Here is a 12,768-nt window from a genome sequence, read left to right on the forward strand (position 1 = left end):
GAACCAGTCGGTGGCCACCGCCACCGAGGAGCAGAGCGCGGTGGTCGAGAGCCTGAACCTGGACATCACCCAGATCAACAGCCTCAACCAGCAAGGGGTGGAGAACCTCAATGAAACCCTGCGTCATTGCGATGCCTTGAGCCAGCAGGCGGGGCGCTTGAAGCAGCTGGTGGGCAGCTTCAGGATCTGAGGCGACCCTATCGCGGGGCAAGCCCGCTCCTACAAGCGATTGGGCTGCAAGGCAGCCCCCTCGCTCAGGCCACTGCCACGTTCCGTACCTTGCCCCGCCGCAGCCACCCCAGCAATACCGCCGCCATCAGCACGAAGCCCAGGTAACCGAAGAACGGGTACACCTCCCCCACCAGGCTGATGAACCCAACCAGACTGCAGACGAACGCCACCACACCGGTCACCACCGACCCCCAGCGGAACTGCCGGGTCCCCGCCGGCAGCAAGCGCGACAGGAAGGAAAACAGCGTCCCCACCGCCGTATTGATGATCATCCCGAAGATGATCAGGCACATCACCACGCCCAGCAGCGGCGACACTTCATTGGCGATCGACAGCATCGGCATGGAAAGCTCGGCCACGCTGTCCAACCGCGACAACAGCCCCGCGCTCATCACCAGCATCAGCCCACCCAGCGCCGCGCCACCGATCAGGCCGCCCCACACCGCCGTTCTCTCGCCCTTGGCCGAACCGCCAAGAATGGCCAGGATCGGCGCACCGGCCACGATGTTGTACGACACATACAGGAACGCGCCGAGCAGCCAGTGGCGAGTACCGGCCTCCTGCTGGCTGGCCAGCTGGTCCAGTTCGGCGAAGCTCTGCCCGCGGCTCGCCACGGCATACAGCGCGATGGCCGAGGCCACCAGGATCAATATCGGCGTGACGGCACCGATGGCGACGATCACCTTCTGCACATCCAGGCATACGATAGCCACCACCATCATGGTCACCAGTACACTACCGGCCAGCGCCGGCACACCGAACTGCTGCTCCAGCAACGCACCGCCGCCAGCGAGCATGACCACGGTGACAGCGAACATGAAGAAGGTGATCAACCAGTCGACGAACAGCCCCAGGTGACGGCCGCAGATGGCCTGGATCACGTCCTTGTGCGACGTGGCGTGCTGGCGATTGCCCAAGCCCGCCAGGGCCATGCCCAGGAAGGTGAACAGCGCGGCGCTGACCAGGGCACCGACCAGGCCCCAGACACCGAAATCGACGAAGAACAGCAACAACTCCCGCCCGGACGCGAAGCCCGCCCCCACGATCACGCCGACGAAAGCCCCGGCGATCTTCAGCTGCTCTTTCATGTGCACCTCTGGATTATTGTTGTTTTAAGCCACCCCACCGCCCTCACCGTGTGGGGGCGGCGATTTCGCGTCAGTCGTGCCCAACGAACGCCTGCACCTCGATTTCCACGTCCACATCCAGAGCCAGTGCCGAGGCCACCGTCGAACGCACCGGCAACGCCTCACCGAAGAATGCCTTGTAGACCTCGTTGAAACCGGCGAAATGGGCCATGTCGGACAGCCAGACCGTGACCTTCACCACCTGGTCGAAACGCGCACCGCACACCGCCAGGCTTTCGCCGATGCGCTCGCAGGCCGCCCGGGTTTGCGCCTGGATGTCACCGCGTACCACTTCGCCGGATGCATTCATCGGCACTTGGCCGGACAGGAACAGGAAGCCGCCCGCCTTCACCGCCCGGGAGAACGGGAACGGCAGGCTGCTGGGGAAACGCTGGATGTCATTGCTCATGGGTGATACCTCTCAAGGTTGCAGCAAACGTGCTGGGGACAATTGTTCAGGGGACACGCCCTGGGCCGTCAGGCTAGGGCACAGCGGCTGGCCAAGCAGCAGGTCCGCGGCCAGGCGCGATGCCCCGGCGGCGGACTGGATGCCGTAGCCACCCTGGGCCGCCAGCCAGAAGAACGTTGGCGTGCCCGGGTCGAACCCAATGACCAGGTCGCCATCGGCGACGAACGAGCGCAGCCCGGCCCAGCTGTGGCTCGGACGACGAATCTGCAAGGTGGTCATGGCTTCGATGTTGTAGATGCCCAGGGCCACATCCAGCTCCTCGGGTGCGGCATCCTGGGGCTCGACCGGGTCAGCATTGGCCGGAGAGCCGAGCAACTGGCCGGCATCGGGCTTGAAATAGAAGCTTTCATCCACGCCGATGACCGCGGGCCAGCGGCTGAAATCTTCCTCTGCCGGGCCCGGGAAGGTGAACGCACTGCGTCGGCACGGCTGCAGGCCGATCTTGGCCACACCGCATTGCTCGGCCACCTGGTCGGCCCAGGCGCCTGCTGCATTGACCAGCTGCCGTGCCTGTACATGGCTGCCATCGGCGAGGGACACCTGCCACAGGTCGTCCAGGTAATAAGCCTGGATGAGTTCTGCGTTGCAGCGCAGCTCGCCGCCTGCGGCGCGGTAGCCGCGCAAGAAGCCCTGGTGCAGGGCATGCACGTCCAGGTCCATCGCCCCCTGCTCGTGCACTGCACCGCACAAGGCCTCGCTGCGCAGGCTGGGCACCAGGGCCAGGGCAGCGTCACGGTCGAGCAGCCGCACGTCGGTGCCATTGGCCAGGTTCTGCGCATAGGTGGCCTCGAGCATGTCGCGCTGCTCGGTGTTGGCGACATACAGGCAGCCCCGCGGCTCCAGCAGCGGATGCTCGCAGAAGCCTGCCGGCGGCTGCTCGTAGAAGGCACGGCTGGCGCGGGTCAGCGCCTGGATCTGCGGCGTGCCATAGGCCTCCATGAACATGGCCGCCGACCGCCCGGTCGAGTGGTAGCCAGGCTGGGCCTCGCGTTCGAGCATCAACACCTGGCGCTGCCCGGCCAGGCGGTAGCCCAGGGAAGCACCGGCGATGCCGGCGCCGATGATCAGGGTGTCGTAGATCTGAGCCATGCACGCTCCTGTCGCGCCAATTATCATTTATGAGAATTCTAATATATGAGAATTTCAGCTCGCGCAAGTGTCCAAGGTAAGATGCCCGACCAAACGTAGCCCAAGAGAGAGCCGATGCCCGACGACCGCACCCGCGCCAATGCCCAACCCGGTACCCGGCCCCTGCTCGACCGAGCCGAGGTCGGCGCGCGCCTGCGCCAGGTGCGCAAGGCCCGGCAGATGACGCTCAAGGAGCTGTCCGGTCTCAGCGGCGTGCCGGTGTCGACCTTGTCGAAGATGGAGCTGGCCCAGGTTTCGGTGAGCTACGAAAAACTGGCGGCCGCCGCGCGCGCCTTGAACGTGGACATTGCCCTGCTGTTTCGCGCCAGCGGGCCGGTGACAGCGCCCGTGCCGGTCACGGTGGTGGTCGATTCACTGCCTGATTCGGCCGGCTATTCCACCGGCACCTACGACTACCACCCGCTCGCCGGCGCCTTTCCCGAGCGCTGCATGACGCCCGCCTATGCTCGCATCATCGCTCGCGAACGCGGCCAGTTCGACGACTTCATCCGCCATCCCGGTCAGGAGTTCGCCCTGGTATTGAGCGGGCGCGTACGGATCCTGTTCGAGACCGGCGAGGCGGTCAGCATCGGGCCGCAGGAAACTGCCTATTTCGACAGCCAAGTGGGGCACATCTACCTGTCCGAAAGTGAAGATGGCGGGGATGCCCACGTCATGGTAGTGATGACCGATCGTTGAGGGCCGCTGCGCCCCCCACCGCTTCATCACATCCATTCAGACGAAGACAGAAAGCATCCGGTTATAACCTAATAACGAACAAGTCTATTCGGTTATAAAAAAACCTTTATGCTGGCAGCCATCCGATCACGGGCAAGTTGGGCGTCGAGTAGCGTATGGATGTAGGTTCTTTCGGTTTCACCATCGCGGGGCTGATTGTTGGGTTCATCGTCGGCATGACCGGCGTGGGCGGCGGCTCGCTCATGACCCCCATCCTGCTCTGGTTCGGCATCAACCCCGCCACCGCCGTGGGCACCGACCTGCTCTATGCCGCCATCACCAAGGCCAGTGGCGTCTGGGTGCACGGGCGCAACAAGAACGTCGACTGGAAGATCACCGGCCTGCTGAGCCTGGGCAGCGTGCCCGCGGCGGCATCGACCTTGTGGTTCCTCAGCACCCTGCACACCGATACCTCGGCGCTCAATGCGGTGATCAAACAGGGCCTGGCCGTGGTGCTGATCCTCACCGCCCTGGCGATCTTGTTCAAATCCCGCCTGCAGGCGTTTGCCAACCGCCACGCGGGCGACCACTATCATCTCAGCGACCGCACCCTGAACATCCTCACGGTGCTCACCGGTGTAATGCTCGGTGTCATGGTCACCCTGACCTCCATCGGCGCCGGCGCCCTGGGCACCGTGGCGCTGTTCCTGCTCTACCCGTTCCTGGTCACCCGTCGCCTGGTGGGCACCGAGATCGCCCATGCCGTGCCCCTGACCCTGGTGGCAGGCCTGGGCCATGCCGGCATGGGGAACATGGACTGGTCATTGCTGGGCTACCTGCTGCTCGGCTCGCTGCCTGGGATCTACCTGGGCAGCCACCTCACCGGGCGCATCTCCGACCGCGTGCTGCGCCCTTGCCTGGCGACGATGCTGTTGCTGATCGGCTACAAGCTGGCGTTCTGAGCCGGGAGCGCTGCGCGCGCCGGGTCGCTCAGGCCAACCGCAACCGCCACTGCCCCGCCCGGCTCAAATGCAGCCGCGACAAAGGCAGCACATCGATACGCTGGAACCCCGCCAACGGGCTCTCCAGCACATGAACCAACGCCGCCCGTATCACCTGCGGATGGGTCACCGCCCACGTCTCCCCCGGCCTGTCGAATGCTTCCAGCCAGGTCACAACCCGCTGGCAGAGCTGGGCGATGGACTCGCCGCCATGGGGGGCGCTGTGCGGGTCCTCGAGCCATTGCCCCAGCGCCTCAGGGGCCTCGGCCTGCACCTGCTTGAGCGCCAGCCCTTGCCAGGCGCCCAGGTCGCTATCCGCCAGGGCCGGTTCGATATCCGCTTTTGCCCCCAGGCCAAGGGCCGTCTGGCGCGCCCGTGGTTCAGGCGCGCTCAGGACGCGGATACCCGGCTCGGCTGCGGCAGGCCATTGGCCTACGGGCAGGATGGCCTCGTCGATACCATGGAAGCGTCCGACCTTTTGGCTCTGGGTCAAGGCGTGGCAGATGAGGGTCAGGCGAATGGCTTTCACAGGTGGTCTCGTCGTTGAGCGGTGCTCAGAGTATCGACACCGTCCAGAGCGGCAGCAACCCCACCAACCCGATTGCCAGCCGCGGCCAGTACGGCAGCAGCAGCACCAGCACCACCGCCACCAGCGAGATCATCCCGAACCAGGCCACCGGCCCCATGGCCCACCCCCAGGCTTCGGCACACAGCAGCAGGCTCACGGCCAGCGCTGCCCAGCCGCCACCGCGCAGAGCCCGGCGCAGCAACGACGGGCCAGCCCTGCCCCAGACCTGCTTGTAGTGCCGCTCCAATCCTTGGCACAGGCCAACCATTCCTGCATAGGCCCACAACAAACCACCCACCATCATCATCGTCATCCCCCGACCTCCACGCGCCGTGCGGTACGGCGCTTCGCTGGCGCCCCATCGGCGCAGGCCACCCGCCAGGCCGCCACTGCCAGCCCCAGGCCCAGCGCAAGGCCGGTGGCTTCGACGCCCAGCCGCAGATTGCCGCCTGCTCCACAGACCGCACCCAGTACGCCAAGCCCGGCGCACAGCAACGAAGCCAGCCCCAATTGCTCGACCCAGGCGCGCCTGGCGGGTCGCACGCCGGCGTGCAACAGTGCCAGCAACCAACTGCCGAAGAACACCCGCACCTCCCAGGCTTCGCGGTGCGCCAACGCCATCGGCAGCAACCGGCTGGCCCACAGCAGGCCGGCGCAGGCGAGCACCAGGCCACTGATGAACCCGACGTTGCACACCGCAGCCAGCCGGTACCAACGCTGCGGCCACACCTGGGCGGTCGCACTGGCGTATTTGCGCCCACGCTTGACGCAGAACAGCACCAGGCCGCTGGCGATCATCGCGCAACTCACCAGCCCGCAGAGGAAATACAACCAACGCATGGGGTAGCCCCCGAACTGCGCAAAATGCAGGCCCGCCATCACCCGCTGGGTCAGCGGTGCCGGGCGCAGCTCGGGTACGTCGAAGAGCAGCTCGCCGGTGACGCCGTCGAAGACCATGGCGTGTCCCTTGGTCAAGGCGATGCGGTTGCCAAGCTCTGGGCGGACCTCGATACGCGCCGCAGCCGTATTGGGGTTACGGATGTTCAGGCCAGCGATGGGCCCTAGGCGGGCCTGGGCTTCGGCCAGCAAAGGCGCTACGTCGACCAGTACGCCAGGCTGCCGGGCCAACGAGCGCGGCTGCTCCAGCCGCGCGTTGCCCTGGGCCTGGAAATACGCCCGGGTGTCGCCGTCGAACAGTGCGTCGACCCCGGCCGGGATGTAGATGAGCATGAAGATCACCAGACCGGTATAGGTAATCATCAGGTGGAACGGCAGCAACAGCACCGCGCTTGCGTTGTGAAAGTCCAGCCAGGAGCGCTGCCCCTTGGCCGGGCGGAAGGTGAAGAACTCCTTGAAGATCTTCTTGTGGATCACGATACCGGTGACCAGCGCCGCCAGCATCACCAAGGCCAGGGCGCCGACCACGAAAATGCCCCAGTTGCGCGGCAGGTCCAGGGTGAAATGGAAGCGGAAGAAGAAATTGCCACCGACGCTGTCACGCACCTGGATCGGCTCGCCGGTTTGCGGGTCCAGTTGCACGCCGACGCCATGGCGACGGTCGCCGGTGGAAACCCGCAGCCCCGGCGAACGCTCGGTAGGCAGGCTGATGCCCCAGTTGCCGGCAGTGGGCTCATGGGCCTGCAGGTAGGCGATGGCACGGTGGGCGGCGTCGGCCTGGGACACTTGCACGGCCGGGATCTCCGGCTGCATCCAATGGCTGAGCTCCTTGTCGAACACCGCCAGGGTACCGGTGACGAAGATGGCGAACAGCAACCAGCCGAAGATCAACCCGGCCCAGGTGTGCAACCAGGCCATCGATTGGGTGAAGCTGTTCTTCATGCCAGCCACCTCATTGCCTGGGGCCAGAAGCCGGCCACGGCCAGCGGTACGGCGATGGCCAGGGGCAACCAGGCACGCAGGGGATCACGGCTGGCGAACGCCCAGAGAATGGCGGCGGTATAGCAGACGAAAGCGGGCAGCGTGGCGACGGTCACTGCGTCGGAAGGGGCCAGTGGCAACAGACGGGCCAGGCAGGCGGTGAAGGCGTAGGTGAAGGCATAGCCGCCGAACAATGCGGCGGCGCTGCGCGAGAGGATGGCCAGGCTGGTGGGGAGGATGCTCATCGTGGGCTCCTTGGGTACGGGGACTGCTGCGCAGCCCGCCCCCCACAGGTATTGCACAATCCCTGTAGGAGCGGGCTTGCCCCGCGATCGGGCCGCACCGCGGCCCCTTTGCACATCAGAACGAAATATTCAATGCCGCGAACACCGCACGCCCCGGCTGGTTGTAGGTGTTGGCCCCCGAGCTGCTGGCGTTGCCGCCACGCAGGATCTGCTTGTCGAAGAGGTTGTTCACCCCTACCCGCACGTCATAGTTGGCGTTGAACTTATAGCCAGCGCTCACATCCACCAGGCCATACGCCTCCACGTCCTGCTGGGCGGCTTTGTCGTAGTCCTGCTGGGTGCGGTAGTTGTAGGTCGGCGACTTCTGCTTGCCGAAATAGGTCCCGGCCACCTGGAACGACAGCTTGTCGGTGGCACGCCAGTCGAGGGTGGTGTTGACGGTGTATTCAGGGATAACCGACAGCGGCTCGCCGGTTTCGCGGTTGTCGTTGTCGAGCATCCAGGTCAGGTTGGTGTTCCAGTCCAGGGTCGGGGTCAGCGCCATGAAGAAGTTGCCTTCGATGCCTTCGACCCGCGCCTTGCCGGCGTTTTCCCATTGGGTCACCCGGCGCCCGCCATTGATGTCGTAGACCACATCGGTACCCCCGATGATCTTGTTCTTGTAGTCGTTACGGAAATAGGTCGCGCTGGTGCGCCAGGTGCCACGGTCGTACAGCAGGCCGATTTCCTTGTTGACGCTGATCTCCGGCTTGAGGTCGGCGTTGCCCTGCAGGTAGCAACCGCCGTTGTTGGTCTGCTGCACACTGCAGCCGTTGCCGCGGCTGTAGAGCAGGTAGCTGGGGTTGGACTGGTACAGGTTGGGCGTCTTGTAGGCACGGGCGATGCCGCCCTTGACGCTCAGGGCATCGGTGATCTTGTGCGACAGGTTCAGGCTCGGGCTGAAGTTGTCGCCGAAGGTCTCGTGGTGGTCGAAGCGCAGGCCCGGGGTGATGGTGGTATCGCCCACGACGATGTTGTCCTCGACGAACAGCGCGTAGCTGCGCGCGGTCATCTTGGTGTCGCTGCGGTCGAAGCCGATGATCGTGTCGTCACCGCCACCGGTGGGGTCGGAGCTTTGCGGGCGGAACGAGCCTTGGTCGTTGAGCGACTCGTAGAGGTATTCGCCGCCCAGGGTCAGCACATGCTCGGTGCTGCCCAGGGCGAACGGCAGGTTCACTTCGCTGTTCAGGCGCGTGTTGCGCAGGCGCGACATGGCGGCCCCCTCGTCGTTCGGCGCGCCTTCGGTGCGCCCGGCCAGGCCTTCGTTCAACCGCCAGTTGCGCACGTATTCGTAGGCCAGCACGGTCTTGCTGGTGCCCCAGGTGAAGTCGCCCAGGTGGGTCAGGTCGTAGGTGCTGCGCTGCATGACGTTGGTTTCATGGCCATACAGGTCGGCGACGAATTCCGGGTCGCCGCCACCATTGCTGTTCATGGTATCGCCGGCAAAGATGTTGCCCTGTCGGCTGTAGCCGGCGTTGAGTTCCAGGCGATGCTCATCGTTGAGCTTCCAGCTCAACAGGCCGTTGATGTCCTTGTTGCGCACGCCCTCGCGACCGGCCACCAGGGCGCTATTGGCATGCCCGGCGTTGATGTCCAGGTCGTCGGCATCGGTCTTGGCCAGGCCGCCGTAGAGGCGAAAGCCCAGGTTCTCGGTCAGGCCGCCGCTGAGGTTGAAGTTGGTCCGCCGGCTGGCCCCCTCGGCGCTGTCCTCGGGCAACTGGGTGAACAGGCTGACGCTGCCCTTGAGTTCGTCGGTAGGCCGCTTGGTGATGATGTTCACCACCCCGCCCATGGCGCCGGAGCCGTAGCGCGCCGCAGCCGGGCCGCGCAGGATCTCGATACGCTCGACCGCCTCGGCCGGGACCCAGTTGGTCTCGCCGCGGGTATCGCGGTCGCCGTTCCAGCCGTAGCGTACCGAGTTGCGCGCGCTCGACGGCTTGCCGTCGATGAGAATGAGCGTGTTCTCCGGGCCCATGCCGCGCAGGTCGATCTGGCGGTTGTTGCCTCGCGCGCCGCTGGCGCTGTTGCCGGTCAGGTTGACCCCAGGTTCGCGGCGGATGAGTTCGGACAGGTCGTTGGCCGGCGGGTGACGCTTGATGTCCTCCTCGGTGATGATCGATGTACCCAGGGCCTGGCGGGCTTCACGCTCGGCGGTAACCAGGGTGTCCTGGATCACCAGCGCGTTGCCGTCGACCGGCACCTCCAGCACCTCGCTGGCCTGCGCCTGCTCGGCCTGGGCCGCAGTCGCCACCATGGCCGGCGACGTCAGGGCGACGAAGGCCAGGGCCAGGTTGTTGGATGAGGTTCTGGGTTGCATCGACAGATCTCCTGCGGTTCATGGGCAAAAGGCATAACCCGGCCCCCACACGATTACGGGGGCTGACAGGGATCGTGAATATAATGATTCTCAAATGGGTTTAAATCTTATTTACGAAATTTACAGATCGGCGGGGAACGTGTGGGAGCGGCGGAGCAACGTGTCCCGCGATCGAGGGCGAAGCCGTTGCCACCGAAACATTCGATTTGCCATATATATGAGTTTACGTATATTCACATCGCCACTTGTCAGGACCTTCCTATGTTCACCCTCACCGACCTTTTCAAATGCCTGACCGATGAAACCCGGCCGCGTGCCCTGTTGCTCATCCTCGAAAACGGCGAACTGTGCGTCGCCCGCCCGCAAACCATGAATGGCCGCCCCACGCGCGCCGCCTGCCGCTGAGGAGCCGACCGATGCTGCCTGCCGCCGCTGTCTTCCTGTTCACCCTGGTCCTGGTCATCTGGCAACCCCGCGGCCTGGGCGTAGGCTGGAGCGCCAGCCTGGGTGCCCTGCTCGCCTTGCTCGTCGGCGCAGTGTCACTGCACGACATCCCCACGGTGTGGGCGATCATCTGGAATGCCACCGCCACCTTCATCGCCATCATCATCGTCAGCCTGTTGCTGGACGAGGCAGGTTTCTTCGAATGGGCAGCCCTGCACGTGGCCCGTTGGGCGCGGGGTGATGGGCGACGTCTGTTCGCCTTCATCGTGCTGCTCGGGGCGGCGGTCTCGGCACTGTTCGCCAACGACGGCGCGGCGCTGATCCTCACACCGATCGTCATGTCGATGCTGCTGGCACTGCGCTTTTCTCCTGCGGCCACCCTGGCGTTCGTGATGGCCGCTGGTTTCATTGCCGACACCGCGAGCCTGCCGCTGGTGGTGTCGAACCTGGTGAACATCGTCTCGGCCGACTATTTCGGGCTGGGCTTCAACCAGTACGCAGCGGTGATGCTGCCGGTCAACCTGGCCGCCGTTGCGGCCACCTTGATCGTCCTCTACCTGTATTTTCGCCGTGACATTCCGCTGCGCTATGAAGCGCATGATCTGAAGAGCCCGGCCATGGCCATCCGTGACCGAGCCACCTTCCGCGTTGGCTGGCTGGTGCTGGTGGCATTGCTGGCAGGCCTGTTCATCCTCGAGCCTTTGGGCATCCCCGTCAGCGCCGTGGCTGCCGCCTGCGCAGCGGTACTGTTCGCCGTTGCCGCCCGTGGCCATGTGATCGCTACCCGCCGCGTCTTGCGCGAAGCGCCCTGGCAGATCGTGGTGTTTTCCCTGGGCATGTACCTGGTGGTCTACGGCCTGCGCAACGCCGGGCTGACCGATTCGCTCACCGCCCTGCTCGACCGCCTGGCCGCCCAGGGCCTGTGGGCCGCGACACTGGGCACAGGATTGATTTCGGCGTTATTGTCCTCGGTGATGAACAACATGCCCAGCGTGCTGATCGGCGCCTTGTCCATCCACGCCAGCGAAGCACAGGGCGTGGTGCGCGAGGCGATGGTGTACGCCAATGTCATCGGCTGTGACCTGGGCCCGAAGATCACGCCGATCGGCAGCCTGGCCACCTTGCTGTGGCTGCACGTGCTGGCGCGCAAGGGCGTGCGTATCACCTGGGGCTACTACTTCAAAGTCGGCATCCTGCTGACCTTGCCCGTGCTGCTCGTCACCCTCTGTGCCCTGGCCCTTCGCCTGAGCCTCTGACCCTGGCGCGTCACCATGCGAGTCCTGTTCATGTGTACCGCCAACAGCTGCCTTCGACTGAGTAGATCGGCAAGCTCGACGTGAACCTGCGGGTCGCGCACTGCGACATGTTCATGTCCTAAAGTGAAGAGCATTACGTCGTCGGACATCAAGCTTGCGAGGACCCCGATGAGAAATGCTGGCCACGCCTCTTCCTCGCCCTCTCGCCAGACGCTCCAGGCCATCCCCCGTAGCGTCTGGGCCCTGGGGTTCGTGTCGATGTTCATGGACATTTCCTCGGAGATGATCCACGCGCTGCTGCCGCTCTACATGGTCACGGTATTGGGTACCTCAGTGGTGGCGGTCGGTTTCATCGAGGGGGTGGCCGAGGCGACGGCATCGATCAGTAAAGTGTTTTCCGGCGCGCTGAGCGACCGGCTGGGCAAGCGCAAGCTGCTCACGGTGCTGGGCTATGGCCTGGCGGCGCTGACCAAGCCGGTGTTCCCCCTGGCGTCGGGGTTGGAGTGGCTGGTCGGAGCGCGCTTCGTCGACCGGATCGGCAAGGGCATTCGCGGGGCACCGCGGGACGCACTGATCGCCGATATCACCCCGCCCGGGCTACGGGGTGCGGCCTTTGGCCTGCGCCAGGCGCTGGATACCGTGGGCGCCTTTCTCGGGCCGTTGCTGGCGATCCTGTTGATGTGGCTGACGGCCAGCCATTTCCAGGCGGTGTTCTGGATAGCCGTGCTGCCAGCCTTCCTGGCCTTGTTCGTGCTCATCGCCTTCGTTGGCGAACCCGAGGCATCCAGCAGGCCGGCCCCGGTGCGCGCCCCCCTGGCGGTCAAGGAACTGGCCCGCCTGGGCGGGCGTTACTGGCGGCTGATCATCCTGGCGACAGTGTTCACCCTGGCACGCTTCAGTGAAGCCTTCCTACTGCTGCGAGGCCAGGCCATGGGCCTGCCGGCCTTGTGGGCGCCCGCTGTGCTGGTGCTGATGTCGCTGGCCTATTCACTCTCGGCCTACCCCGCCGGTGCCTTGTCGGACCGGGTCGGGCGCCGGGCGATGCTGATGATCGGCCTGGGGCTGCTGGTGGCCGCCGACCTGGCCCTGGCATGGGCACCGGGTTGGCTGGGCCTGGGATTGGGCGTGGTGTTGTGGGGCCTGCACATGGGCTTTACCCAGGGTATCTTCAGCGCGCTGATCGCCGACAGCGCACCGGCAGATTTGCGCGGCACCGCGTTCGGCATGTTCAACCTGCTGGCCGGGGTGGCGCTGCTGGTCGCCAGCGTGGTGGCCGGCCTGCTCTGGGATGCCGCCGGCTACCAGGCCACGTTCCTGCTGGGCGCCCTCTTCGCCGCGGCCACCCTCGCCGGGGTGGCCCTGTTGCGCGGCGCCATCGACCGCTGAC

The 12,768-nt window shown here is 65.4% G+C and carries 14 protein-coding genes; 6 read left to right on the forward strand and 8 right to left on the reverse strand.

Translation table 11 applies throughout. The features are described 5' to 3' along the window. On the forward strand, positions 1-190 hold a 190-nt coding region (locus tag ACNFCI_RS07695), incomplete at its 5' end, for a hypothetical protein (RefSeq protein ID WP_324724994.1). 64 nt (positions 191-254) lie between these two features. On the opposite strand, the gene ACNFCI_RS07700 is transcribed toward ACNFCI_RS07695, so the two are convergent. From ACNFCI_RS07700 to ACNFCI_RS07710, 3 genes are all read right to left on the reverse strand, one after another. Further along, the gene (locus ACNFCI_RS07700; protein ID WP_084858097.1) at positions 255-1,319 is read right to left on the reverse strand and encodes a hypothetical protein; all 1,065 of its coding nucleotides are present in this window, start codon (positions 1,317-1,319) and stop codon (positions 255-257) included. Between the two features lie 70 nt (positions 1,320-1,389). Continuing rightward, positions 1,390-1,767, reverse strand: a complete 378-nt coding sequence (locus ACNFCI_RS07705) for a RidA family protein (RefSeq protein WP_416767753.1) — start codon at positions 1,765-1,767, stop codon at positions 1,390-1,392. Positions 1,768-1,779: 12 nt separating this feature from the next. After that, positions 1,780-2,916: an NAD(P)/FAD-dependent oxidoreductase gene (locus ACNFCI_RS07710; protein ID WP_416767754.1), complete on the reverse strand. Its 1,137-nt coding sequence runs from the start codon at positions 2,914-2,916 to the stop codon at positions 1,780-1,782. Between the two features lie 114 nt (positions 2,917-3,030). On the opposite strand from ACNFCI_RS07710, the gene ACNFCI_RS07715 reads away from it, so the two are divergent. Both ACNFCI_RS07715 and ACNFCI_RS07720 read left to right on the forward strand, forming a co-directional pair. Continuing rightward, positions 3,031-3,654, forward strand: coding sequence for a helix-turn-helix domain-containing protein (locus ACNFCI_RS07715; protein ID WP_084858100.1), 624 nt, complete (start codon positions 3,031-3,033; stop codon positions 3,652-3,654). A gap of 155 nt (positions 3,655-3,809) precedes the next feature. After that, the gene (locus ACNFCI_RS07720) at positions 3,810-4,595 is read left to right on the forward strand and encodes a sulfite exporter TauE/SafE family protein (protein WP_416767756.1); all 786 of its coding nucleotides are present in this window, start codon (positions 3,810-3,812) and stop codon (positions 4,593-4,595) included. Positions 4,596-4,623: 28 nt separating this feature from the next. On the opposite strand, the gene ACNFCI_RS07725 is transcribed toward ACNFCI_RS07720, so the two are convergent. The 5 genes from ACNFCI_RS07725 to ACNFCI_RS07745 all read right to left on the reverse strand — a co-directional run bounded on the left by ACNFCI_RS07725 (position 4,624) and on the right by ACNFCI_RS07745 (position 9,681). Beyond that, positions 4,624-5,163 carry a histidine phosphatase family protein gene (locus tag ACNFCI_RS07725; protein WP_416767757.1) on the reverse strand — a complete coding sequence of 180 codons (540 nt, stop codon included), beginning with the start codon at positions 5,161-5,163 and terminating at the stop codon, positions 4,624-4,626. Positions 5,164-5,188: 25 nt separating this feature from the next. Continuing rightward, positions 5,189-5,515, reverse strand: coding sequence for a DUF3325 domain-containing protein (locus ACNFCI_RS07730; protein ID WP_416767759.1), 327 nt, complete (start codon positions 5,513-5,515; stop codon positions 5,189-5,191). Further along, entirely contained in the window at positions 5,512-7,041 is a 1,530-nt protein-coding gene (locus ACNFCI_RS07735) for a PepSY-associated TM helix domain-containing protein (protein ID WP_416767761.1), read from the reverse strand. The genes ACNFCI_RS07730 and ACNFCI_RS07735 overlap by 4 nt, the downstream gene beginning before the upstream one ends. Next, positions 7,038-7,325: an iron transporter gene (locus ACNFCI_RS07740; protein ID WP_324819203.1), complete on the reverse strand. Its 288-nt coding sequence runs from the start codon at positions 7,323-7,325 to the stop codon at positions 7,038-7,040. The genes ACNFCI_RS07735 and ACNFCI_RS07740 overlap by 4 nt, the downstream gene beginning before the upstream one ends. A 115-nt stretch (positions 7,326-7,440) precedes the next feature. Continuing rightward, the gene (locus tag ACNFCI_RS07745) at positions 7,441-9,681 is read right to left on the reverse strand and encodes a TonB-dependent siderophore receptor (protein WP_324818552.1); all 2,241 of its coding nucleotides are present in this window, start codon (positions 9,679-9,681) and stop codon (positions 7,441-7,443) included. A 261-nt stretch (positions 9,682-9,942) separates the two neighbouring features. Between ACNFCI_RS07745 and ACNFCI_RS07750 the strand changes: the two genes are divergently transcribed. The 3 genes from ACNFCI_RS07750 to ACNFCI_RS07760 all read left to right on the forward strand — a co-directional run bounded on the left by ACNFCI_RS07750 (position 9,943) and on the right by ACNFCI_RS07760 (position 12,767). Beyond that, positions 9,943-10,086, forward strand: coding sequence for a hypothetical protein (locus ACNFCI_RS07750; protein WP_416767762.1), 144 nt, complete (start codon positions 9,943-9,945; stop codon positions 10,084-10,086). 11 nt (positions 10,087-10,097) lie between these two features. Beyond that, positions 10,098-11,381, forward strand: a complete 1,284-nt coding sequence (locus ACNFCI_RS07755; RefSeq protein ID WP_368829502.1) for an arsenic transporter — start codon at positions 10,098-10,100, stop codon at positions 11,379-11,381. Positions 11,382-11,549: 168 nt separating this feature from the next. Next, positions 11,550-12,767 (forward strand): MFS transporter, encoded by a 1,218-nt coding sequence (locus ACNFCI_RS07760; protein ID WP_416767764.1) that lies wholly within the window; start codon positions 11,550-11,552, stop codon positions 12,765-12,767. The last annotated feature ends 1 nt before the right edge of the window (position 12,768 follow it).

The sequence above is a fragment of the Pseudomonas sp. NY15356 genome, assembly GCF_048068175.1.
Lineage (GTDB): Bacteria > Pseudomonadota > Gammaproteobacteria > Pseudomonadales > Pseudomonadaceae > Aquipseudomonas > Aquipseudomonas putida_K.